Below are 23,176 nucleotides of genomic sequence, written 5' to 3'. Positions count from 1 at the left end.
AAATTGGCATTGAACATAGTGCACGCTGTTGAGTTCTCAAGAATCGGACACATCCCGCCTCCACACCAGAACGGTGCTTCACAACGAAAGTGATCGAAGTTTGCTGTACGAGGGCGTGAGCCACTCGATTTGTCTTACTTGCCGAGACCGGTTAGGCTTGTCAGAACCGAAGTCCCGATCGCCTCCGTGGCAACTCGACTAACTTAGCACATCCGCAGGCCGTGTCAAGTCCGGCTTCTTCGTGGTGTTCGCTGCGCGATCGAGGACCGCACCGCTGCGCCGGGCTCGGCCGTGAGGCCTTGCAACGAAGCCGGGACCGTGTCCCGTGGAGGCTTTGCATCTTACGCTCGCGATCCCGCAGTCTTCAAGAGACGAATCTCTAACAGGCCTGGGAGCGAGGGGATGGTCCCCGCTTGAGGTGGGCCAGCTGGTCTCGACGCTCTGCGCCTGACTCCCGCTTGCCGCTCCTTTGGGGTGACGAGGAGTTACATTACGTCGGGCCTCGGCCGAGCGGCAAATCGCCTGCGTCCCGGGCGTGTCGCGATTCAAGGGCTCTGCGTCGCTGAGTGTCCGACTCGGTACCCGACACCGGACATCCGGCTACCGGCTACCGGCTACCGGCTACCGGACACCGAGCTGATGAGACCGCCGACGCCGTCATCGTCCGCGTCCGCTCGAGGAGAGCGGGCACGCGGTCAGCGGACGAAGGCCCCGGCGAAGCTCTTCTTGCCGCGACGGAGGACGGCGATCCCGTCGATCAACGGGAGCTCGCCGAGCGTGACGGTCTCGGACGGGAGGGCGGTGTTGTTCACCGAGAGCCCGCCCTGGGCGAGAGCCCGCCGCGCCTCCCCCGTGCTGGCGACGAGTCCGGTCTCGACGAACGCCTGCAGCGCCGGCGTCTCCGGGGTCGCCTCCATCGAGGGCACCGCCTCGAGCGCGCCGCGGAGGATGACCGGGTCGATTCCCTCGAGCGAGCCCTTGCCGAAGAGCGCGGCCGAGGCGTCGATCACCGAGCGCGTCGCCTCCGCTCCGTGCACCAGCGACGTGACCTCCCAGGCGAGCGCGCGCTGCGCCTCCCGGCGGAACGGCTCGTCGGCAGCGGCCTTCTCCAGGCGCTCGATCTCCGTGCGCGGCAGGAAGGTGAAGATCCGCAGGCGGTCGGCGACGTCACGGTCGTCCGTGTTGACCCAGAACTGGTAGAACGCGTACGGGCTCGTGAGCTCGGAGTCGAGCCAGACGGCGTTGCCCTCGCTCTTGCCGAACTTGGTGCCGTCGGAGTTCATCACCAGGGGTGTGCCGATCGCGTGGACCGACACGCCCTCCGTGCGGTGGATCAGGTCGGTCCCGCTCGTCAGGTTGCCCCACTGGTCGCTGCCGCCGGTCTGCAGGACGCACCCGTACTGCCGGTAGAGCTCCAGGTAGTCGAGACCCTGCAGGATCTGGTAGCTGAACTCGGTGTAGCTGATCCCCGCGTCGGAGTTGAGGCGGGCGCTGACCGCGTCCTTCTTGAGCATCGTCCCCACGCGGAAGTGCTTCCCGATCTCCCGCAGGAAGTCGATCGCCGACAGCGGAGCGGTCCAGTCGAGGTTGTTGACCAGACGCAGCCCGTTGTCGCCGCCCGCGGGAACGAACCGGGACACCTGCGCCTGGAGGCGCTCGACCCACGCCGTCACCGTCTCGCGCGACTTCAGCGTCCGCTCGGCCGTCGGACGCGGATCCCCGATCAGCCCGGTCGAGCCGCCGACGAGCCCGAGCGGCCGATGCCCGGCCAGCTGGAGCCGGCGCATGACGATCAGCTGCACCAGGTTCCCGAGGTGGAGGCTGGGCGCGGTCGGGTCGAACCCGCAGTAGTAGGTGATCGGCTCCCCCGACAGCAGCTCGCGCAACGCTCCCGCATCGGTCGACACGTGCACCGAGCCTCGCCAGACCAGCTCGTCCCACACGGAGTCGAAGGCGGGGTCGAGCTGCGGGCTCGTCGCGGACCCGGGGAGGTGCTGGTCGATCACCCGACCAGGCTACCGCGGCGGGAAGGAGCCGGTCTCCGGGAGTCAAGCGCACAGGCTTGATCCCGGGCGATCAAGTGCCGATACTTGATCGAGGAGGTCCGATGTTCGTCATCACCGCGGATCAGCGCGACAGCAGGCACGACCACGACCGCGTGGACCAGGCGATCGCGAGCCTGATCGCCGACGGTCGGGCGTCGTTCGTCCTGCCCCCGGAGCGGACGGCGGGCGACGAGTTCCAGTGCGTGCTCGACCGGGCCGATGCCGTCGTCGCGCTCGTGCTCGAGCTGCACCGGACCGGCCACTGGAGCATCGGCCTCGGGATCGGCCCGGTCGACCGGCCACTCCCCGCGACCACGAGAGCGGCGACCGGGGAGGCGTACTTCGCGGCGCGCCGGGCGGTCGAGGCGGCGAAGGGCCGGCCGACGCGCTTCTCCCTCGATCCGGACGCACCGGGAACGGCGGCGCCGGCACCGGCGGACGTCCAGTCGCTGATCGATCCGCTCCTCCTGCTGCGCGACGCGCGCTCCGAGGCCGGCTGGCAGATCGTCGACCTGCTCGAGAGCGGCCTCTCCCAGAAGGATGCGGCCGAGCGCCTCGCCGTCAGCCCGCAGGCGGTCAGCCTCCGGGTCCGCGCGGCGAGTGCTCGAGTCGACGCTCCCGCCCGTGACGCGCTCGCGCGCCTGCTGACAGTGGTCGACCGTACGCTCGACCCCACCGACGAGAGGACACCCCGATGACGGCACCCCCCGGATCCCCCGCCCTGCTCCTCGCCTCCGCGCTGCAGTCCGCCTCGTGGACGGGCGTGGTGCTCGTGCTGCTCGCCGGACTCGCCGGTGCGGTGCTCGCCGTGCGCCTTCGCCGTCCGCAGCTCGCCTGGATCCCCCTCGTGGCGGCGGCCGCCGCCTTCCTGCTCACGGCGGTCGCCGGACCGTCCGCGCCCCCGATCCACTCCGTCCTGGTGGCGGTGCTGGCCTTCGCGCTGGCGATCGCGGGCGGCGGGCCGGTCGTGCTGCTCACCCTCCGGCTCGCGACGGCCGACTCCCGCAGCGGCAGCCACGGCGGCATCATGGTCGCCGGAACCTCCCGCCCCGCCGCCGGGAGCGCGCCCTCGGCGATCGGCCAGCCGATCGAGGTGCTGCGCGGGGGGACGACGATCGGGGTCCTCGAGCGGATCGCGACGGCCGGCGCACTGATGAGCGGTCTCCCCGAGGGGATCGCGGTCGTGGTGGCGATCAAGGGCGTCGGCCGCTTCAGCGAGCTCGCCTCCCCGGAGGCGCGCGAGCGGTTCATCATCGGCACGCTGGCGAGCCTCGCCTGGGCGGCGGCTCTCGGCGTTCTCGCCCGGCTCTACCTCGCGGGCTGAGCTCCGGGCCGCCGCCGGGGCACTGCTCTCCGGTAGGGCGAGACGGTGGGGTCGCCCGGGATGCTGAAGCGCCACGGGAAGTCGTCCCCGCCGCCCGGGCCCGAGACTCCGGTGCGCGGGCCCGCCGCCACGGAGGACGGCCTCTCCCCCGGCAGCAGCTCGAACGCCGCCTCGAGCGGGTCGCCCGACTCGGTGAGACGGACTCCGAGGGCCTTCGCCAGCCGTGCGGGTCCGCGGGCCAGATCCCGGCTGCGAACGGGTCCGCGCCGGATCATCGCGAGATCCTCCCCCGATACGACCTCGCCGGCGCGCAGCAGCACCGCCGACGCCGTGCCCGCCGGGGAGCAGACGATGTTCACGCAGGTGTGCATCCCGTAGGTGAAGTACGCGTACACGGACCCGGGCGGACCGAACATGGGAGCCGTCCGGGGTGTCGGTCCGCGGTGCGCATGCGAGCCCGGATCCTCACCGGTTCCGAGGTACGCCTCGACCTCGGTCAGCCGGACGCCGACCACGCCCTCCGGCGTGCGGTGCAGGAGGACGCGGCCGAGCAGCTCCGGTGCCACCTCGAGGGCCGAGCGCGCGAGGTCGGGGAGGTCGGCGCTCAGAAGAAGCTCTGGCCCGACACGAGGGTGATCACGATCACCGCGACGATGACGACTGCGGCGACGAGCACCAGAGTCCGCTGCTGCCAGGGGCGCAGCGGCGGACGGCCGTCGTCGCCCGGCGCTCCTCGAAGAGTCACGGGCGTTCCCCTCGGAGGGATCCGCGCACGACCCGGACGCGCTCGGTCAGCCGGGCGAGCTGCTCCGCGACGCGGTCGGGAGCCGTGCCGCCGACACCGTCCCGGCTCGCCACCGATCCCTCGATGCTGAGGACGGACCGCACGTCTGGAGTGAGCAGCGGCGACACCGAGGCGAGCGCGGCGGCGTCGAGATCCTCGAGCCCCCTCCCCTGCGACTCCGCCAGCTTGACCAGCTCACCGGTGATCTCGTGGGCGTCCCGGAAGGGCACGTGCTTCTTCACGAGCCACTCGGCCACGTCGGTCGCGAGGGAGAAGCCCTGGGGCGCGAGCTCCGCCATCCGGTCGGTGTGGAAGGTGAGGGTCGCGATCATGCCGCTGAACGCGGGCAGCAGCACCTCGAGGGTCGTCACCGAGTCGAAGACCGGCTCCTTGTCCTCCTGCAGGTCGCGGTTGTAGGCGAGCGGCAGCGCCTTGAGGGTCGCGAGCAGCCCGGTGAGGTTGCCGATCAAGCGGCCGGACTTCCCCCGGGCGAGCTCGGCGATGTCGGGGTTCTTCTTCTGCGGCATGATCGAGGACCCGGTCGAGTAGCCGTCGTCGAGCGTGACGAAGGCGAACTCCCGCGTGTTCCAGAGGATGACCTCCTCCGCGATGCGCGAGACGTCGATCCCGATCATGGCGGTGACGAAGGCGAACTCGGCAACGAGGTCGCGGCTGGCCGTCCCGTCGATCGAGTTCGGCACGCTCGACGCGAAGCCGAGATCGCGGGCGACGGCCTCGGCGTCCAGGCCGAGGGTCGAGCCGGCGAGGGCGCCCGAGCCGTAGGGCGAGACGTCCGCCCGGACGGCCCAGTCCCGCAGGCGCTCCAGATCGCGCAGCAGCGCCCAGCCGTGGGCGAGCAGATGGTGCGCGAGGAGCACGGGCTGAGCGTGCTGGAGGTGTGTGCGCCCGGGCATGATCGCCGTCGGGTGCGCCGACGCCTGCGCGGCGAGGGCGTCGATGAGCTGCACCACCAGCTCCGAGACGAGCGCCGCGTGGTCGCGGAGGTACATCCGGACGAAGGTGGCGATCTGGTCGTTGCGCGAGCGCCCCGCGCGGAGCTTGCCGCCGAGCTCGGGACCGGCTTCGAGCATCAGGCCGCGCTCCAGGGCGCCGTGCACGTCCTCGTCAGATTCGTCGGCGGCGAAGCTCCCATCGGCGACGGCAGCCTCGAGCCGGTCGAGCGCCGCGAGCATCGCGGTGAGCTCGGCGTCGTCGAGGTAGCCCGCTCCGGCGAGCGCCCGGGCGTGGGCGCGGGAGCCGGCGAGGTCGTAGGGGGCGAGCTGCCAGTCGAAGTGGGTCGACCTCGAGAGCGCGGCGAGCTCGGGCGAGGGGCCGCCGGCGAAGCGGCCGCCCCAGAGGGCTCCGGCCTCGCCCGCGCGGGCGGAGGGTCGTTCCGTCATGGTTCTCCTCGGGTTCGGCTGTCGAGTCTACTGAGCGGCGTCGGCGGTGCCGGCGCGCTCCAGGAGCCACACGAGCAGGGCCTTCTGCGCGTGCAGGCGGTTCTCCGCCTCGTCCCAGATCACGCTCTGCGGGCCGTCGATCACGTCGGCGGTCACCTCGTAGCCGCGGTCCGCGGGCAGGCAGTGCAGGAACAGCACGTCGGGAGCGGCAGCGGCCATCGTGGCGGCGTCGACCCGGTAGGCGCCGAAGGTCGCGACGCGCGCCGCCTTCTCGTCCTCCTTGCCCATCGACACCCACGTGTCCGTGATCACGATGTCGGAGCCGGCCGCGCCCTCGTCGGGGTCGGTCGTGGTGATCGCCGATCCGCCGGTGGTCGCGGCGATGCGCTGCGCATCGGCCAGGACCGCCGCGTCCGGCGAGTACGACTCCGGGGAGACGATGCGGACGTGCATGCCGGCCGTGGCCCCCGCCAGGAGGTACGAGTGCGCCATGTTGCTCGCTCCGTCGCCGAAGAACGTGAGCGTGAGTCCGGCGAGGCGACCGCGGTGCTCGCGGATGGTCAGCAGGTCGGCGAGGAGCTGGCACGGGTGGAACTCGTCCGACAGCGCGTTGACGACCGGCACGCGCGTGCTGCGCGCCATCTCCTCCAGGCCCGACTGCGCGTAGGTGCGCCACACGATGGCGGCGACCTGGCGCTCCAGGACCCGCGCCGTGTCGGAGGCGGTCTCCTTGCCGCCGAGCTGGCTGCTCGCGGTCGAGATGATCAGGGGGCTCCCGCCGAGATCGGCGATGCCGACCGCGAAGGAGACACGGGTGCGCGTGGAGGACTTGTCGAAGATCACGGCGACGGTCTGCGGCCCGGCGAGGGGCTTCCGGGAGAAGCGGTCGCGCTTGAGCTCGAGGGCGAGGTCGAGGATCTCGGCCTGCTCGGCGGGAGTGATGTCGTCGTCGCGGAGGAAGTGGCGGGTCACGGTGCTGGTCGCTTTCGGTGGAGGTACGGGGTCAGAGGGTCTGCAGTGCGCGGCCGAAGCGCTCGGCGAACTCGGCGACGTCGGCGGCGGTCACCACGAGCGGAGGCGCGAGCCGGATGCTCGAGTCGTTCGCCGCGTTCACGATCAGGCCGGCGTCGAGGCAGGCGGCGGCGAGCTCGGCGGCGACCGGCCGGGTCAGGGCGATGCCCAGGAGGAGGCCCGCGCCGCGGACCCCTCCGATCAGGGGCGAGTCGAGAGCGGTCAGCGCGTCGACGATCTGCGCCCCGCGCTCCCGCGCGTTGCCGAGAAGGTCGGCGCGCTCGATCTCGGCGAGCACGGCTCCGGCCACGGCGGTCGCGAGCGGATTGCCGCCGAAGGTGCTGCCGTGGTGGCCCTTCTGCAGGAGGTCGGACGCCTCGCCGAAGGTCACCAGCGCTCCGACGGGGAAGCCTCCGCCGAGCCCCTTGGCCAGGGTGACGGCGTCGGGCAGGATCCCCGCCTCCTGGTAGGCGAACCAGCGTCCGGTCCGCCCGACCCCGGTCTGGATCTCGTCGACGATGAGCAGCGCGCCGTGCTCGCGGGTGAGCTCCCGCGCGCGCTCGAGGTAGCCGGCCGGCAGCGGGATGACGCCCGCCTCCCCCTGGATGGGCTCGACGATCAGCGCGACGACGGACTCGTCGAGAGCCGCCTCGAGGGCCTCGATGCTCGCCTCGAGGTGCTCGACCCCTCCCGGCATCGGCTCGAACGGCGCGCGCATGGCCGCCTTGCCGGTCAGAGCGAGCGCGCCCATCGTCCGCCCGTGGAACGCGTTCTGCAGCGCCACGACGCGGTGCCGGCCGCCGGCCGCGTTCAGCCGCGCCAGCTTGAAGGCCGCCTCGTTGGCCTCGGTGCCCGAGTTGGCGAAGTAGACGCGGCCCGTCTCCCCGGCCCCGGTGAGGCGGCGCAGGGTCTCGGCGAGCTCGATCTGCGGGGCGGTCGCGAAGTAGTTGGAGACGTGGGCGAGCGCACCGGCCTGGCGCGTCACGGCCTCGACGAACACGGGATGCGCATGGCCGAGCGAGTTGACGGCGATGCCGCCGAGGAAGTCGAGGTACTCCCGCCCGTCGACGTCCCAGACCCGGCAGCCCTCGCCGCGCTCGAGCACGGCGAGCGGCGGCGCGAAGGTCTGCATCATCGCGGCGGAGTAGCGGTCGCGCGCCGAGACGGTGCGGGACGCGGTCGTGGGGATGGACATGGTGGCCTTTCGATCGGAGCGGTCCGGCCGCGAGGGCCGACGGTGCGCGCGTCCCGGACGGGACGGGCGCTCGGAGCCGGGGCCGCTGAGGATCAGCGGCCCGACATTCGCTCCCGGTCGCGGGGGTCGAGCGAGGCGACGACCTCGGTGCCGATGCCCTCCGAGGTGAACACCTCGAGCAGGATCGAGTGCGGGATGCGGCCGTCGATGATGGCGGCCTTGGGCACTCCCCCGCGCACGGCGTCGAGGCAGGCGGTCATCTTGGGGATCATGCCCGATTCGAGCGAGGGCAGCAGAGCCGCGAGGTCGTCCGAGCGGATGTGCGAGACGAGCGACTCGCGGTCGGGCCAGTCGGAGTAGAGGCCGGCCACGTCGGTGAGGACGACGAGCTTCTCGGCGCCGAGCGCGACGGCCAGCGCGGCGGCGGCGGCGTCGGCGTTGACGTTCAGCGACTGCGTGGGGTCGTCCGAGTCGGGGGCGATCGAGGACACGACCGGGATCCGGCCGGCCTCGAGCTGAGCGAGGACGGCGGCGGGATCCACGGCGATCACGTCTCCGACGAGTCCGAGGTCGTGCTCCTCGCCGTCGATCACGACACCGCGGCGGCGGCCGACGAAGAGGCCCGCGTCCTCACCGGAGATGCCGGCGGCGAGGGGGCCGTGCTCGTTGATCCGGCGGACGATGTCGCGGCTGATGCTGCCGGTGAGCACCATCCGCACCACCTCCATCGCCTCGGGGCTCGTGACCCGGTAGCCGCCCCGGAACTCGCTCTCGATCCCGAGCCGGTCGAGCATCCGCGAGATCTGTGGCCCGCCGCCGTGGACGACCACGGGGCGGATCCCGGCGTAGCGCAGGTAGACCATGTCCTGGGCGAAGGAGCGCTGCAGCTCCTCCGACACCATCGCGTTGCCGCCGAACTTGATCACCATCGTGCGCCCGTGGAAGCTCTGCAGCCAGGGCAGCGACTCGATGAGCGTCGCGGCCTTCCCGGGTGCGGCGTCGCGCTCAGCGCGGCTCTCGGCCGAGAGGGTGGTGTCGTCGCTCATGGCCGCCTCAGCTCGAGTACGCGGAGTTCTCGTGCACGTAGTCGTGCGTGAGGTCGTTTGTCCAGATCGTGGCCGTCGCGTCGCCGGCGTGCAGGTCGATGTCGACGGCGACCTGCCGAGGGGCGAGGTCGACGAGGTCGCGGCTCTTGTGCGGCTCGCCCGCGAGGCAGACCTGCACCCCGTTCATCGCGACGTCGATGCCGTACGGGTCGAACTGCGCATCGGTCGTGCCCACGGCGGCGAGGACGCGGCCCCAGTTGGGGTCCTTGCCGAAGATCGCGGCCTTGAACAGGTTGCTGCGGGAGACGGCGCGGGCGACGACCACGGCCTCGTCCTCGGTCGCGGCGTTCAGCACGCGGATCGCGACGTCGTGGGCGGCGCCCTCCGCGTCGGCCTGCAGCTGCAGGGTGAGGTCGCGGCAGACCGCGGTCAGGGCCTCGGTGAACTCGTCGGCGTCGGCCTCGACACCGCTGGCGCCGCTCGCGAGCAGTGCGACGGTGTCGTTCGTCGACATGCAGCCGTCCGAGTCGAGGCGGTCGAAGGTGACGCGGGTCGCGGCACGCAGGGCGGTGTCGAGAGCGGCGGACTCGAGGGCCGCGTCGGTCGTGATCACGACCAGCATCGTCGCCAGACCCGGCGCGAGCATCCCGGCGCCCTTGGCCATGCCGCCGATGCTCCAGCCCTGCTCGGAGCGGATAACCGCCTGCTTCGGGACCGTGTCGGTGGTCATGATCGCGCGGGCGGCCGCCTCGCCCGCCACGGGTCCCCCGGCGAGCTCGGCGGAGGCGCCGGTCACGCCGGTGGCGAGCTTCGCGAGGTCGAGCTGGTCGCCGATCAGCCCGGTGGAGCACACCAGCACGTCGCCGGCGGACACCTCGAGGCTCTCGCCCACGAGCTCCGCGGTGCGGTGGGTGACCTGGAAGCCCTGAGCACCCGTGTAGCAGTTGGCGCCGCCGGAGTTGAGGACGATCGCCGAGACCACGCCGTCGCTCATCACCTGCTCGCTCCAGAGGACGGGGTTCGCCTTGCAGCGGTTGCTCGTGAAGACCGCGGCGGCGCTCTGCAGCGGGCCGAGGTTGTGCACGAGCGCGACGTCGCGCGCACCCGTCGACTTCAGCCCGGCGACGACTCCCGCCGCCCGGAACCCTGCTGCTGCGGTGACGCTCACGGCGCGACTCCGTTCACGCTCAGGCCGAGGGACTCCGGGAGTCCCAAGGCGATGTTGGTGGACTGGACGGCCGCGCCCGCGGTGCCCTTGACGAGGTTGTCGATGGCCGAGACGACCACGACGCGGCGGGCCCGCTCGTCCACGGCGAGTCCGATCAGAGCGGTGTTCGCCCCCACCACGTCGGCCGTCCGGGGGAAGGAGCCCTCCGGGAGCAGCTGGACGAAGGTCTCCTCGCCGTAGGCGGTCTCCCACGCGGCGCGCACGTCCTGCGCCGAGACGCCGGGAGCGAGGCGCGCGGTCGAGGTCGCCAGGATGCCCCGGGACATCGGCACGAGGACCGGCGTGAACGAGATCGAGACGGGTCCGGCTCCGGCGAGCAGGAGGTTCTGCCGGATCTCGGGATTGTGACGGTGCGCTCCGCCGAGGCCGTAGGCGTGCGCGGAGCCGAGGAGCTCGCTGGCGAGGAGGTCGGTCCGCAGGCTCTTGCCCGCACCCGAGGGTCCGACGGCGAGGACCGCGACGAGGTCCGACGACTCGATCACTCCGGCGTGCAGGCCGGGGGCCAGGCCGAGCGTTATCGCCGTGACGTTGCAGCCGGGGACGGCGATGCGCCGCACTCCGGCGAGCGCCTCGCGCTGCTTGCGTCCGCCGCCGCCGATCAGCAGCTCCGGGAGCCCGTAGGGCCAGGCCCCGGCGAAGTCGCCCCCGTAGAAGTCGGCCCAGTCCTGCGGGTCGGTCAAGCGGTGGTCGGCGCCGCAGTCGACGACGAGGACGTCCTCGGGGAGGGTCGCGGTGATCTCGCCCGACTTCCCGTGCGGGAGGGCGAGGAAGACGACGTCGTGCCCAGTGAGGTTCCCGGTCGTCGTGTCGACGAGGACGAGGTCGCGGAGCGAGCGGAGGTGCGGGTGCACGGCGATGAGGGGCTGACCCGCGTTGGCGTGCGCCGTCACCGTGCGCACCTCGAACTCGGGGTGGTCGGCGAGCAGTCGCAGCAGCTCGCCGCCCGCGTAGCCGCTCGCACCGGCCACCGCCACGGAGAAAGTCATGCCCGAGAGCCTAGCCGGTGCGGGTGCGGGGCCCCGCCCGGCCGAGCCGGACGGGACCCCCGGCCTCACTCGCGGAGTCGGGCGCCGAAGCGCTCCGCCGCCACGGCCACGCCGTTCTCCTTCGCGGCCGTCGCCTCGGCCGCGGTGAGCGTGCGGTCCGGCGCGCGGAAACGCAGCGCGAACGTCAGCGACTTCGTCCCCTCGGCAAGCCCGGTGCCGCGGTAGTCGTCGACCAGGCGGATCGCCTCGAGCAGCTCGCCCGCCCCCTCGGCGACGGCGGCGCGCACGTCGGCTGCCGCGGTGCCGACCGGCACGACGAGCGAGAGGTCCTGGGTCGCGGCGGGCAGCGCGCCCACCGGACGGGCCACGACGACCCTCCCGGCCCGCGCGAGCAGCGGCTCGAGGTCGAGCTCGACCACGGCGACGCGGCGCGGGAGGTCGAGCTCCTCGGCGAGCGCCGGGAGCAGCTCCCCCGCGTGCCCGATGACCGCGCCGTCGAGCACGACCTCGGCGGTGCGGCCCGGGTGCAGCGCGGCGTGGGCCCCCTGGCGCAGCACGAGCTCGGTGCCGGTCGCCGCGGCGACCTCGCGGACCACGTCGAGGGCGTCGCGCCAGTCGATGTCACGCCCGGCGACACCGGGCTGGCGCACGACGGCGGCACCCGTGAGCAGCGCCGCGAGGTGCCGCGGCTGCGGCGGGATGCCCGCGTTCAGCTCGACCTCGACCTCCGCGGACGGACGCGTCCCGCCCGCAGGGAGCGCCCCCGAGCCGAACGGGCGGCCGGCAACCGGGAGGAAGACGGAGCCGAGCTCGTAGACCGCGAGATCCGTCAGGCCGCGCGAGCGGTTGCGGGCCGCGACCTGCACGAGACCCGGCAGCAGAGAGATCCGCAGCTGGCCCGCGGTCGCGTCGAGCGGGTTGGCGAGCGTGATCTGCTCCTGCGGCTCCCCGTCGACCGAGCCGAGCCGGTCGTTGATCGAGCGCGAGAGGAACGGGTACGAGAGCACCTCGGTCAGACCCGCGGCGGCGAGCGCCTGGGCGAGGGTGCGGCGCAGCCGCTGGCCCGGGGTCAGCCCGCGGCCGGGAGGCGCGACGGGCAGGATCGCCGGGATGCGGTCGTACCCGGTGATGCGGGCGACCTCCTCCGCGAGCGAGGCGCGGTCGACGAGGTCGGGGCGCCAGCTCGGCGGAGTCACCAGCAGGCCCGCTCCGCCGGTCTCGACGGAGGCGCCGATCTCGACGAGCGCGCCGCGGATCTCCTCCGGGGTGTACTCCACGCCGATGAGGCCTGCGACGTAGCCGTCCGGCAGCTCGACCGGCTCCGCCGTGCGCGGGTCGGCCAGGACCGAGCCGAGCTCGTCCGCCGTGCCGCCGGCGAGCTCCACCAGCAGCTGCACCGCGCGGGCCGCGGCGACCGAGGCCACCTCGGGGTCGACGCCGCGCTCGAAGCGCCGCGACGCCTCGCTCGGCAGCTTGTGCCGGCGAGCCGTCCGGGCGATCGAGACCGGGTCGAAGTTCGCCGCCTCGAGCAGGACGTCGGACGTGGCGTCCGAGATCTCGGTGCGCGCGCCCCCCATCACTCCGGCGAGGCCGATCGCCCCGCCGTCGTCGGCGATGACGAGGTCCTCCGCGTGCAGGCGCCGGGTCTGGCCGTCGAGCGTCTCGAGGGTCTCCCCCGGTGCGGCGCGGCGCACCACGATGCCGCCCTGCAGGGTCGCCAGGTCGTAGCCGTGCAGCGGCTGGCCCAGCTCGAACATCACGTAGTTGGTGATGTCCACGACGAGCGAGATCGAGCGGACGCCGGCCAGTCGCAGTCGCGCGAGCATCCACGGCGGCGTCGGTCGTGAGACGTCGACGCCCCGGACGACGCGCGTGACGAACACGGAGGCGCCGACACGGCCGCGGATCGGCGCCTCGTCGGCCACGGACACGGGGAAGACGGGGGCCGTCTCCGTGCGCTCGTGCGGAGGGAGCGCCCGAGCGGGGTCGCGGAAGGCGGCTCCGGTGGCGTGGGCGTACTCGCGGGCGATGCCGCGGATCGAGAAGGCGTAGCCGCGGTCGGGCGTCACGTTGACCTCGACCGCGGCGTCGTCGAGACCGAGGAGCGCGACGGCGTCCGTGCCCGGCTCCGGGTCGAGCCCGAGCGAGGCGAGGCGGAGGATGCCGTCGTGGTCGTCCCCGAGGCCGAGCTCGCGGCTCGAGGCGATCATCCCGTCGGACACGTGCCCGTAGGTCTTCCGCGCGGAGATCGGGAACGGCCCGGGCAGGACCGCGCCCGGCAGTGACACGACGACCTTGTCGCCGGCCGCGAAGTTGTGGGCTCCGCAGACGATGCCGCGGACGTCCTCTCCGCCGTCGGCGGCACGCCCGCCCTCCGGGGCCACGCGGACGTGGCACCAGTTGATGGTCTTGCCGTTCTTCTGCGGCTCCGGAGCGAGGTCGAGCACCTCGCCGACGACGACGGGGCCGGTCACCTCGAAGCGGTGGACGTCCTCCTCCTCCAGGCCGACCGACACCAGGGCCGCGTGCACGGACTCCGTCGTGACGTCCTGCTCGAGGTCGACGTACTCCCCCAGCCAGCTCAGCGGGATGCGCATCAGATCACCATCCCGTACTGCTCGCTGAAGCGGACGTCGCCCTCGACCATGTCGCGCATGTCCTTCACGTCGTTGCGGAACATCAGGGTCCGCTCGATCCCCATGCCGAAGGCGAACCCGGAGTACTCCTCCGGGTCGATCCCGGCCGCGCGCAGCACGTTCGGATTCACCATGCCGCAGCCGCCCCACTCGATCCAGCGGGCACCGCCGACGAAGGTCGGGTGCCAGACGTCCAGCTCGGCGCTGGGCTCGGTGAAGGGGAAGTAGTTCGGGCGCAGGCGGATGCGCGCGTCGTCGCCGAAGAGGATCCGCGCGACGTGCTCGAGGGTGCCCCGCAGGTGCGCCATGGTCAGGCCGCGGTCGACGGCGAGACCCTCGAACTGCGTGAACACGGGCGTGTGCGTCGCGTCGAGCTCGTCGGTGCGGTACACCCGGCCCGGAGCGATCACGTACAGCGGCAGCGGGCGCTCGAGCATCGAGCGGATCTGCACCGGCGAGGTGTGCGTGCGCAGCACCAGGTGCGAGTCGACGGGGTCGACGAAGAAGGTGTCCTGCATGGCGCGGGCCGGGTGGTCCTCGTCGAAGTTCAGGGCGTCGAAGTTGAACCACTCGTTCTCGAGCTCCGGCCCCTCCGCGATCTCCCAGCCCATCCCGACGAACACGTCGGCGATCGACTCCTGGAGGAGCGAGAGGGGGTGGCGGGCGCCGCGGCGCACGAAGCTGGCGCCGGCGGTGACGTCCACGCGCTCGGCCTCGAGCGCGGCCGCGTCCTCCGCCTCGACGAGCTCGGCCTCGCGGGCGGCGTAGGCGTCGCCCACCTGCTTGCGGGCACCGCCGACGAGCTTGCCGGACGCCGCCTTGTGCTCGGGCGGGACGGAGCGCATCCGCGCGTTGAGGCGGGCGAGGGCGGACCCCTCGCCGAGGTGGGCGGCTTGGGCGGACTTCAGAGCGGTGGAGTCGCCCGCCGCGCCGATGGCGGCGAGGGCGTCGGCGACCGCCGCGGAGACGGCCTCGTCGGTGATCGGGTTGCTGTCTGACACGATCCCCCAGTGTAGGCGAGGGCCTCCGCCCCCTCCCGCCGCCCGCGCGCGGTGCTCGTCGCGCTCGCCCGCGGCCAGGCCCCCATCTGCGCCGACGGCCCTCGAAGCCCCGCCACCGGCGCTGCTCGACCAGCAGGGGCGGGTTCTCGCTACGCCGGGGTCGGAGGCTGCTCGACCGGCAGGAAGCTGGGCGCCGCCGGACGGGAAGACGCCCGGACCGATCGCGACTCCCCGATCACCACCGCCTCCGCGTCGACGACGCCGGAGCGGAGCACCACCGCTCGATGCGCTGAGCGATCGCCGGACCCTCGAGGCGAACGGAGGAATCGCGTGCGAGCGATTCCTCCTAGCCGGACGCAGGACGCTCTGCGGAACCCGACCCCGTCAGGAAGCCGACCGCGGTGAGGATCGCCCTCGGGCGATCCTCACAGTTCAATCCTGCACAGCGATCAGCTGCGTGTCCGTCTGCGCGCGGGCTGCGGGGTGGCCGCCGATGGTGCGGCCGCCGCGTCCGCCGCTCTTCGTGCGGATCTCGATCCACTTCGCCAGCCCCGAGAGGAGGAGGCAGATGCCGATGTAGATCGCTCCGATGACGATCGCCGCCGGGATGATCGGGCTGTCGAGGCTCGACTGGTTGCCCAGGTAGCGCGCGTAGTACAGCAGCTCGTTGTAGGTGATGATCGAGCCGAGCGCCGTGTCCTTGAGGGCGACGACGAGCTGGGCGATGATCACGGGCAGCATCGAGCGGATCGCCTGGGGGAACAGGATGAGCCGCATCACGCCGGACTTGCGCAGGCCGATCGCGTAGCCCGCCTCCTTCTGTCCTCGCGGGAGGGCTTCGATGCCGGCGCGGAAGATCTCGGAGAAGACGGAGCCGTTGTAGAGGGTCAGGGCGATGACGACGGCGAGGTAGGGGCTGAGCTTGAGGCCAGCGAACGGCAGGCCGTAGTACATCAGCATCATCAGGATCAGGACGGGGATCGCCCGGAACAGCTCGATGAAGAGCGTGACGGGGACGTTGATCCAGCGCCGGTCCGAGAGCCGGCCGATCGCCAGGAGGAGGCCGAGGACGAGGCTGGCGACGCCCGCCGTGGCGAAGGCCGCGAGCGTGCGGCCGAGGGCGCCGCCGATGCTCTGCCAGACCAGCGGGTAGCCGAACGCGCGCCACTTGGAGGCGTCGAACTGGCCGGACTCCGCGAAGCGCCAGACCACGAAGCCGAGGAACGCCGCGATCAGCAGGACGACGACGACGCCGATGACGCGGTTGCGCACGACGGCCCGGGGGCCGGGGTTGTCGAAGAGGACGGAGCTCATCGGGCGACCCTCCACTTCTTCTCGAGCTGACGTTGGACGAGCGAGAGCAGGGTGACCAGGACCACGAAGACCAGGGCCACCCAGAGGACGACGATGAGGCTGTTCTCGCCGCGCTCGTTGAGGACGCGGACGATGGTGCCCGCCTCCGCGACCGAGAAGCCGGCGGCGACGGTGGTGTTCTTCAGCAGCGCGATCAGGACGCTCATGAGCGGCGGGATCACGGAGCGGAAGGCCTGGGGCAGGACGACCTGCGTCATCGTGAGGCCGAAGTCGAGGCCGATCGCGCGGGCCGCCTCGGCCTGGCCGATCGGCACGGTGTTGATGCCCGACCGCAGCACCTCCGCGACGTAGGTCGCGGTGTAGAGGCTGAGGGCGCAGATCGCCAGGTTCGTGTAGTCCACCTGCGGCAGGTCGAGCTTGGGGTAGCCGAAGGCGAAGAAGAACATCACCAGCGTGAGCGGGGTGTTCCGGATGGTGTTCACGTACACCGTGCCGACCGCGCGGGCGATCGGGACGGGCGAGACGCGCATCGCGCCGACCACCGTGCCGATCAGCAGGGCGAACACGAGCGAGACGCTGAAGAGGATCAGGGTGTTGCCGAAGGCCGGGACGTAGACGTCGAGGTTGTTCAACAGGACATCCATGCGGCTGGCCCTTCTGTCGGAGCGGTGGTGGTGGTCGAGGAGAGGGGACCCCCGGGCGGCGGTCGGGCCGCCCGGGGCGCCTCCTAGTAGTCGTTCACCGCCGGCTGGGTGACGGTCGTGCCGGACTGGCCGAGCGTCTCGTCGTAGATGGCGCTCCAGGTCTCGCTGCCGTCGGTCAGCATGCCGTTGACGAAGTGGCGCAGGGCGTCGTCGTCCTTGGGCAGGCCGATGCCGTACAGCTCGGTGCTGAAGGGCTCTCCGACGACCTTGAGCTCGTCGGGCCGCTGAGCGGCGTAGCCGATCAGGATCGCGCCGTCGGTGGTGACGGCGTCGACGGTGCCGTCGGCGAGCGCGTCCACGCACTGCGAGTACGTGTCGAACTCCTCGGTCTTCACCTCGGGGTAGTTGGTGCGGATGTTCTGGATCGGGGTGGAGCCGGTGGCCGAGCACACGGTGGTGTCGGCGGTGAGGTCGTCCGGTCCGGTGATCGTGTCGTTGTCGGCCGCGACGAGCAGCTGCTGGCCGGTCTCGAAGTAGGGTCCGGCGAAGCCGACCTGCTCCTTGCGCTTGTCGGTGATCGAGTAGGTGCCGACGTAGTAGTCGATGTCGCCGTTCACGATCGACGCCTCGCGGTTGGCCGACGGGATCGCCTTGAACTCGATGGCGTCGGCCGCGAAGCCGAGCGAGGCCGCGGTCCACTTCGCGATCTCGATGTCGAAGCCGGAGCGCTCGCCGGTCGCCGCGTCGAGGTAGCCCAGCCCGGGCTGGTCCTCCTTGACGCCGATGACGACCTTGCCGTCCGCGGTCATCGCGTCGAAGGTCGGGCTGCCCTCGAGAGTGACGTCGGAGGCGACCTCGTACGCGGAGGCCCCTCCCTCCGAGCCTCCACCGGCGCCGCCGCCGGCGGTTCCGGAGTCGCCGGAGCAGCCTGCGAGGGCGAGGGTCGCTGCTGCGAGTCCCGCGGTCATGAACATGAGCCTGGTGCGCATGATCGTCCTTCCTGGGGTTCGGCCCGCCGGAGCGGGCGATGTCGGGTCGGCTCCCGGGTCACGGGTCCGACCTGCCTGGTGGCTGCTGATCGCGCTTCTAGTGCGTGATGAGCTTGGAGAGGAAGTCCTTGGCCCGGTCGGTGCGGGGCGCGGTGAAGAACGACTCCGGGTCGGTGTCCTCGAGGATCTCGCCGTCGGCCATGAACACGACGCGGTCGGCGGCCTTCCGGGCGAAGCCCATCTCGTGGGTCACGACGATCATCGTCATCCCGTCCTTGGCGAGCCCGACCATCACGTCCAGGACCTCGTTGATCATCTCGGGGTCGAGCGCCGAGGTCGGCTCGTCGAACAGCATCACCTTGGGCTTCATCGCCAGCGCCCGCGCGATCGCGACGCGCTGCTGCTGCCCGCCGGAGAGCTGGGCCGGCGTCTTGGCGGCCTGGTGGCCGACGCCGACCCGGTCGAGCAGCGCCGTGGCCTGGGCCTCCGCGTCCTTGCGGGAGAGCCCGCGGACCTTGATCGGGCCGAGGGTGACGTTCTCGAGGATCGTCTTGTGCGCGAACAGGTTGAACGACTGGAAGACCATCCCGACGTCGGCGCGGAGCGCGGCGAGGCCCTTGCCCTCCTCCGGGAGCTTCTGCCCGTCGATGGTGATGGTGCCGCCCGAGATCGTCTCGAGCCGGTTGACCGTGCGGCAGAGCGTCGACTTGCCGGACCCGGAGGGGCCGAGGACCACGACGACCTCGCCCCGGTGCACCGTCAGATCGATGTCCTTCAGAGCCTGGAAGTCGCCGTAGTGCTTCTGCACCCCGGAGAGGACGACGAGGGGTTCACCGGCGGGAGCGGCGGCGCGCTCGTCTTGCGGGGCTGTGACCATGCCGTCAGAGAAGCACACGGGGATGGGCCGGTCAAATCATGAGGGAATTCTTAACCGAAGGGTAACAACGCGCCCTGTTCTCCAGGTTCGCGGCACCCTCGGCCCGGTTCCTCTCAGGAACGCAGCGCGAAGGCGCTCTCGTACAGGCAGACGGAGGCCGCGGTCGCGAGGTTGAGCGACTCCGCCGCCCCGTAGATGGGCACCGCGACCACGCCGTCGACGAGGGCGAGCGACTCGTCCTCGAGGCCGCGCGCCTCGTTGCCGAAGACCCAGACGGTCGGCTGGGCGAGGTCCCCGCGTGCGCGGACGTCGAGCAGGTCCTCCCCCTTCACGTCGGCCGCGACGGAGCGGAGGCCCACGCCGCGGAGCCGGCCCAGCACGTCGGCGAGGTCGGCGCCGACCGCGACCGGGAGGTGGAAGAGCGAGCCGGTCGTGGAGCGCACGACCTTGGGATTGTAGAGGTCGACCGAGCGGCCGGACAGCACGACCGCGTCAGCACCGGCGGCGTCGGCGGCACGGATGATCGTGCCGAGGTTGCCCGGGTCGCGGACCTCCTCGAGCACCGCCACGAGACGCGGCTCGGAGGCGACGACGTCCTTGAGCGACGTGGGGAACTGACGGCAGACCGCGACGAAGCCCTGCGGAGTGACGGTGTCGGCCATCGCGTTGAGGACGTCCTCGGTCACGTACTCGATCTCCACCTCCGCCTCGGCGGCGGCGGCGACGATCTCGGGGTGGCGCTCCAGAGCTGTCGGAGTCGCGAACGACTCGACGATCAGCTCCGGGCGGTACTGCAGCGCCTCGGAGAGAGCCTGCGGGCCCTCGAGGAGGAAGAGCCCCGTCTCGAGCCGGGCCGGGCGGCGGGTGAGCTTCGCCACGGAGCGGACACGGGGAGAGCGGGGGTTGTCGAGCATGCGGCGAGCCTATCGGCGCGGTGATCGCCGCCCCCGCAGACACGGCGCGGGAGGGCCTGCGGACGACGGAGGGGGCCGCGACCTCTTGGTCGCGACCCCCTCCGGGAAGCCGTGCTGACTACGCTGCGGCCTTGGGCGCCGAGGTGTCGGCGGGCAGCGCGCTCTTCGCGGTCGCGACGAGCGAGGCGAACGTGGCCGGCTCGGTGATCGCGAGGTCCGCGAGGATGCGGCGGTCGACCTGCACGCCGGCCAGGGCGAGGCCCTGGATGAAGCGGTTGTAGGTCAGACCGTTCGCGCGGGACGCGGCGTTGATGCGCTGGATCCAGAGACGACGGAACTCGCCCTTCTTGGCGCGGCGGTCGCGGTACGAGTAGACGAGGGAGTGGGTGACCTGCTCCTTCGCCTTGCGGTAGAGGCGCGACCGCTGGCCGCGGTAGCCCGAGGCGCGCTCGAGGATGACGCGACGCTTCTTGTGGGCGTTGACGGCCCTCTTCACTCTTGCCATTGCTGTTTCTTCCTATCGATCCGTGTCGGCTGAGTAGCGACCACGCGGCGCAGCGGGCTGCGCCGGCGGTGGGCTACAGACCGAGAAGCTTCTTGGCGACCTTGGCGTCCTGCGGGGCGAGGACCTGGTCCTGGTTGAGGCGGCGCGTGCGAACGCTGGACTTGGACTCCAGGTTGTGGCGCATGCCGGCCTGCTGCTTCATGACCTTGCCGGAGCCGGTCACCTTGAAGCGCTTCTTGGCACCCGAGTGGGTCTTCATCTTGGGCATGTTCTCTCCTTGTGAACGTCACTCCGCGCTCGGCGGGGCGAAACCGGTGCCCCGCGAGCGGGGCGTCCGCCGGCCCCGAGGCCGGGGCGGCGAAGTACTAGACGGACTCGGCCTCGGCCGTGTCCTCGGGGGTGTTGGCCTCGCGACGAGCGGCGCGGACCGCATTGGCCTCGGCCTTCGCCTCGGACTTGTTCTTCAGCGGGCCGATGACCATCACCATGTTGCGACCGTCGATGGTCGGGGTGGACTCGACCTGGCCGAACTCGGCGACGTCCTCCGCGAAGCGCTGGAGCAGGCGGACGCCCATCTCGGGGCGCGACTGCTCGCGACCGCGGAAGAGGATCATCGCCTTGACCTTGTCGCCGGCCTTCAGGAAGCCCTCGGCGCGCTTGCGCTTGGTCTCGTAGTCGTGCTTGTCGATCTTCAGGCGGAAACGGACCTCCTTGAGGATCGTGTTCGCCTGGTTGCGACGGGCTTCCTTGAGCTTCTGAGCCTGCTCGTACTTGAACTTCCCGTAGTCCATGATCTTGGCCACGGGCGGCTTGGAGTTGGGGGCGACCTCGACCAGGTCCAGGTCTGCGTCCTGCGCGAGTCGCAGGGCGACCTCGATCTTGACGACGCCGACCTGTTCTCCTGCGGGACCCACGAGGCGGACCTCGGGGACGCGGATACGGTCGTTGGTACGGGGATCGCTGATTGCGTTTCTCCTCTGATCTCGGTGAGTGCAGCTGCGCTGCCGGAGTCTTCTCCAGCGCACCCGAGAGAGGTGATCGTCCCGTCCACGTCGTGCCTGCAGCACGGCGCTCGCACCCTGTGACGCGGTTCCCGAGGCGGACCTCGAGAGCCGCAGCCCTGCCTCCGGTGGTCTGACGACCCTCGGGGGCGGAGTGCTTCTGACCCGGTAACCTTGTGAAGCGGTCAAGCGCGGGTGGGAGAATCTCCACTTTCGAACCGAGGACATGCCTCGGAGCCCGGACAACCATAGCAGACCGGCGGCCCGCCCGACAGACCGGATCCGGCCGCCCCTCGATCCTCTGCTCCGGCGGCCGCGCCCCTCCACCACGGACGACGAACGAAGGACCCATGGCCCAGTACGACGACGACTACACGCGACGATTCGGCGAGGACGGCGGAGCCTCCGACGTGGAGGCCGCGCGCGACATCGCGGAGGTCCCGGCGGTGGAGATCATCACCACCGCCGCCGTGCACCTGATGAGCGCGGCCGCCGTCAAGTGCGGACTCGCCGACGAGCCCGGAGCGCAGGTCGACCTCGACGAGGCGCGCAAGCTCATCAACGCGCTCGCGGGCCTGGTCACGGCCGGGGCGCCCGACATCAGCGACATGCACGCCCGGAGCCTGCGCGACGGCCTCCGCACCCTCCAGCTCGCGTTCCGTGAGGCGTCCCCGATCGCCGACCCGATCGGCAAGGGCCCGGGCGAGAAGTGGACCGGCCCGGTCACCTGATCGGGAGTCAGCGGGCGGCGGCGAGCTGCAGCGTCATCGAGTCGACGCGCTGCGCGACGGTCTCGTCGGCCGCCCACCGCTCCCCCAGGCGCGCGACGAGGGCGCCGAGCGCGTCCTGATCGAGCCCCGGCCGCAGGCTCAGGACCACCACGAGCTCGGGGCCCGCGAGGCGCTGCTCCGGGTCTCCCGCGCGCACCTCGAGCGAGGCGACCGCCCGCTCCCCCTCCGCAGCCGCGCGCAGAGCCAGGAGCACCTCCGCATCGGCGGGGGCCGGCCGCCAGTCGCCGCCCTCCGCGATCGCCCAGAGGGCCGGGCGCCGGACCGCGAACTCCCGCTCGGACGCGGGGTCGAGGACCATCACCTCGGTGCCCTCCGCGACGGCCGCCAGGGCCGCGCGGCGCCCGTCGACAGGGACGGGACGGGCGGCCGGGTCCCACCGGCGCATGCTCTCGACGCCGCTGAAGACGGGGAGCACCGTGCGGCCGTCGGGTCCGGCGACCGTGACGATCGCGAGCTCCTGCGTCTTGTCCGCCCGGAGTCCCCCGACTCCCTCGGCCTCCTCGCCGAGGCGGGCGACCAGAGGGATGAGCAGGCGGGACGTGCGGAGCGCGTCGACCACGGCCTCCGGGCCGCGAGTGCCGCGGGTGAAGGACTCGAGCGCGGCGACCAGCGCCTCCGGGGCGCTTCCGTCGTCCTCCGGCGCTGCGCTCGGCTCGAAGTGCCGGCCCGCCCAGGGGGTGCCGGCCGAGTCGGTCAGATGCGCCGGGAGCGGGCGGGGCTCACTCGGATGCGACATCCAGGGCCTCCGCGAGCGTGAACGCGCCCGCGTACAGCGCCTTGCCGACGATCGCGCCCTCGAGCCCCTGGGGCACGAGGTCGCGCAGAGCGGCGATGTCGTCGAGGTTCGAGATGCCGCCCGAGGCGATCACGGGGCGGTGGGTGCGGGCCATGACCTGCTCGAGGAGCTCGAGGTTCGGGCCCTTGAGCGTGCCGTCCTTCGTGACGTCGGTGACGACGTAGCGGGTGCAGCCGGCCTCCTCCAGGCGGTCGAGGACCTGCCAGAGGTCGCCGCCCTCCTTGGTCCAGCCGCGCGCGGCGAGCGTGGTGCCCCGGACGTCGAGACCGACGGCGATCTGGTCGCCGTACTGCGCGATGACGCTCGCGGCCCACTCGGGGTTCTCGAGCGCCGCGGTGCCGAGGTTGATGCGCTTCGCGCCGGCGCTCAGCGCGGACTCGAGGCTGCGGTCGTCGCGGATCCCGCCGGAGAGCTCGACGTTGACGCCCTTCACCTGCCGGATGACCTTCTTCATGATGCCGTGGTTGTCGCCGCGGCCGAAGGCGGCGTCGAGGTCGACGAGGTGGATCCACTCCGCGCCCTGGTCGGCCCAGTCGCCCGCGGCGTCGATCGGGTCGCCGTAGTTGGTCTCGGTCCCGGCCTCGCCCTGCGTGAGCCGCACGGCCCTGCCGCCCGCCACGTCGATCGCGGGCAGGAGGACCAGGCCCGGGGCCTTGGTGAACTCGCTCATCGTCATCCTCAGTCTCGGA

General features: G+C 71.9%; 24 protein-coding genes. 3 read left to right on the top strand and 21 right to left on the bottom strand.

The genetic code is table 11. The features are described 5' to 3' along the window. Positions 1-695: 695 nt before the first annotated feature. Complete coding sequence (gene tyrS, locus C5C95_RS03295; protein WP_104323779.1) at positions 696-2,006, bottom strand: tyrosine--tRNA ligase; 1,311 nt, start codon at positions 2,004-2,006, stop codon at positions 696-698. A 101-nt stretch (positions 2,007-2,107) separates the two neighbouring features. Here tyrS and C5C95_RS03290 point away from each other — a divergent pair, with 101 nt between their 5' ends. Both C5C95_RS03290 and C5C95_RS03285 read left to right on the top strand, forming a co-directional pair. After that, positions 2,108-2,743, top strand: coding sequence for a DNA-binding protein (locus tag C5C95_RS03290; RefSeq protein WP_104315082.1), 636 nt, complete (start codon positions 2,108-2,110; stop codon positions 2,741-2,743). Beyond that, positions 2,740-3,369, top strand: coding sequence for a hypothetical protein (locus C5C95_RS03285; protein WP_258059401.1), 630 nt, complete (start codon positions 2,740-2,742; stop codon positions 3,367-3,369). Before C5C95_RS03290 ends, C5C95_RS03285 begins: the two co-directional genes overlap by 4 nt. On the opposite strand, the gene C5C95_RS03280 is transcribed toward C5C95_RS03285, so the two are convergent. From C5C95_RS03280 to infC, 18 genes are all read right to left on the bottom strand, one after another. After that, on the bottom strand, positions 3,354-3,977 hold the full coding sequence (locus tag C5C95_RS03280) for a DNA-3-methyladenine glycosylase (protein ID WP_104226321.1): 624 nt from the start codon (positions 3,975-3,977) through the stop codon (positions 3,354-3,356). The genes C5C95_RS03285 and C5C95_RS03280 overlap by 16 nt on opposite strands. After that, entirely contained in the window at positions 3,974-4,114 is a 141-nt protein-coding gene (locus C5C95_RS17300) for a hypothetical protein (protein ID WP_160034127.1), read from the bottom strand. Before C5C95_RS17300 ends, C5C95_RS03280 begins: the two co-directional genes overlap by 4 nt. Next, positions 4,111-5,553: an argininosuccinate lyase gene (argH, locus tag C5C95_RS03275; RefSeq protein WP_104226320.1), complete on the bottom strand. Its 1,443-nt coding sequence runs from the start codon at positions 5,551-5,553 to the stop codon at positions 4,111-4,113. The genes C5C95_RS17300 and argH overlap by 4 nt, the downstream gene beginning before the upstream one ends. A gap of 27 nt (positions 5,554-5,580) precedes the next feature. Next, the gene (gene argF, locus C5C95_RS03270) at positions 5,581-6,525 is read right to left on the bottom strand and encodes an ornithine carbamoyltransferase (RefSeq protein ID WP_104323778.1); all 945 of its coding nucleotides are present in this window, start codon (positions 6,523-6,525) and stop codon (positions 5,581-5,583) included. A 31-nt stretch (positions 6,526-6,556) separates the two neighbouring features. Beyond that, positions 6,557-7,759 carry an acetylornithine transaminase gene (locus C5C95_RS03265; protein ID WP_104323777.1) on the bottom strand — a complete coding sequence of 401 codons (1,203 nt, stop codon included), beginning with the start codon at positions 7,757-7,759 and terminating at the stop codon, positions 6,557-6,559. A 92-nt stretch (positions 7,760-7,851) separates the two neighbouring features. Continuing rightward, positions 7,852-8,805, bottom strand: coding sequence for an acetylglutamate kinase (gene argB / locus C5C95_RS03260; protein WP_104224497.1), 954 nt, complete (start codon positions 8,803-8,805; stop codon positions 7,852-7,854). 7 nt (positions 8,806-8,812) lie between these two features. After that, a complete protein-coding gene (gene argJ, locus C5C95_RS03255) occupies positions 8,813-9,973 on the bottom strand; it encodes a bifunctional glutamate N-acetyltransferase/amino-acid acetyltransferase ArgJ (RefSeq protein ID WP_104323776.1) in 1,161 nt (386 codons plus the stop codon). Continuing rightward, complete coding sequence (argC, locus tag C5C95_RS03250; protein ID WP_104323775.1) at positions 9,970-11,019, bottom strand: N-acetyl-gamma-glutamyl-phosphate reductase; 1,050 nt, start codon at positions 11,017-11,019, stop codon at positions 9,970-9,972. The genes argJ and argC overlap by 4 nt, the downstream gene beginning before the upstream one ends. 65 nt (positions 11,020-11,084) lie before the next feature. After that, entirely contained in the window at positions 11,085-13,616 is a 2,532-nt protein-coding gene (gene pheT, locus C5C95_RS03245) for a phenylalanine--tRNA ligase subunit beta (protein WP_104323774.1), read from the bottom strand. After that, a complete protein-coding gene (gene pheS, locus C5C95_RS03240; RefSeq protein ID WP_104323773.1) occupies positions 13,616-14,656 on the bottom strand; it encodes a phenylalanine--tRNA ligase subunit alpha in 1,041 nt (346 codons plus the stop codon). Before pheS ends, pheT begins: the two co-directional genes overlap by 1 nt. Before the next feature lie 432 nt (positions 14,657-15,088). Then, entirely contained in the window at positions 15,089-15,970 is an 882-nt protein-coding gene (locus C5C95_RS03235) for an amino acid ABC transporter permease (RefSeq protein WP_104224492.1), read from the bottom strand. Continuing rightward, positions 15,967-16,614 carry an amino acid ABC transporter permease gene (locus C5C95_RS03230; protein WP_104224491.1) on the bottom strand — a complete coding sequence of 216 codons (648 nt, stop codon included), beginning with the start codon at positions 16,612-16,614 and terminating at the stop codon, positions 15,967-15,969. Before C5C95_RS03230 ends, C5C95_RS03235 begins: the two co-directional genes overlap by 4 nt. A gap of 83 nt (positions 16,615-16,697) precedes the next feature. Next, the gene (locus tag C5C95_RS03225) at positions 16,698-17,603 is read right to left on the bottom strand and encodes a glutamate ABC transporter substrate-binding protein (protein WP_104323772.1); all 906 of its coding nucleotides are present in this window, start codon (positions 17,601-17,603) and stop codon (positions 16,698-16,700) included. A gap of 97 nt (positions 17,604-17,700) precedes the next feature. Then, a complete protein-coding gene (locus tag C5C95_RS03220) occupies positions 17,701-18,480 on the bottom strand; it encodes an amino acid ABC transporter ATP-binding protein (protein WP_104224489.1) in 780 nt (259 codons plus the stop codon). A gap of 113 nt (positions 18,481-18,593) precedes the next feature. Next, positions 18,594-19,394 carry an RNA methyltransferase gene (locus C5C95_RS03215; RefSeq protein ID WP_104323771.1) on the bottom strand — a complete coding sequence of 267 codons (801 nt, stop codon included), beginning with the start codon at positions 19,392-19,394 and terminating at the stop codon, positions 18,594-18,596. A gap of 118 nt (positions 19,395-19,512) precedes the next feature. Further along, entirely contained in the window at positions 19,513-19,899 is a 387-nt protein-coding gene (gene rplT, locus C5C95_RS03210; RefSeq protein ID WP_104224487.1) for a 50S ribosomal protein L20, read from the bottom strand. Positions 19,900-19,972: 73 nt separating this feature from the next. Then, the gene (gene rpmI / locus C5C95_RS03205) at positions 19,973-20,167 is read right to left on the bottom strand and encodes a 50S ribosomal protein L35 (protein WP_055793295.1); all 195 of its coding nucleotides are present in this window, start codon (positions 20,165-20,167) and stop codon (positions 19,973-19,975) included. Between the two features lie 97 nt (positions 20,168-20,264). Beyond that, positions 20,265-20,813 (bottom strand): translation initiation factor IF-3, encoded by a 549-nt coding sequence (gene infC, locus C5C95_RS03200; RefSeq protein ID WP_374952931.1) that lies wholly within the window; start codon positions 20,811-20,813, stop codon positions 20,265-20,267. A gap of 437 nt (positions 20,814-21,250) precedes the next feature. On the opposite strand from infC, the gene C5C95_RS03195 reads away from it, so the two are divergent. After that, entirely contained in the window at positions 21,251-21,631 is a 381-nt protein-coding gene (locus C5C95_RS03195; protein WP_104313470.1) for a DUF1844 domain-containing protein, read from the top strand. 7 nt (positions 21,632-21,638) lie between these two features. Here the strand turns inward: C5C95_RS03195 and C5C95_RS03190 are convergent, their stop codons facing one another. After that, positions 21,639-22,427 carry an SseB family protein gene (locus C5C95_RS03190; RefSeq protein WP_104233278.1) on the bottom strand — a complete coding sequence of 263 codons (789 nt, stop codon included), beginning with the start codon at positions 22,425-22,427 and terminating at the stop codon, positions 21,639-21,641. Next, positions 22,411-23,157 carry a bifunctional 1-(5-phosphoribosyl)-5-((5-phosphoribosylamino)methylideneamino)imidazole-4-carboxamide isomerase/phosphoribosylanthranilate isomerase PriA gene (gene priA / locus C5C95_RS03185; protein WP_104224506.1) on the bottom strand — a complete coding sequence of 249 codons (747 nt, stop codon included), beginning with the start codon at positions 23,155-23,157 and terminating at the stop codon, positions 22,411-22,413. The genes C5C95_RS03190 and priA overlap by 17 nt, the downstream gene beginning before the upstream one ends. Positions 23,158-23,176: the final 19 nt, after the last annotated feature.

Source organism: Rathayibacter sp. AY1B7, from assembly GCF_002932735.1.
In the GTDB taxonomy this organism is placed as follows: Bacteria; Actinomycetota; Actinomycetes; order Actinomycetales; family Microbacteriaceae; genus Rathayibacter.
Note: the sequence above shows the minus strand (reverse complement) of the source record. Positions and strands in the feature narration are given on the sequence as shown.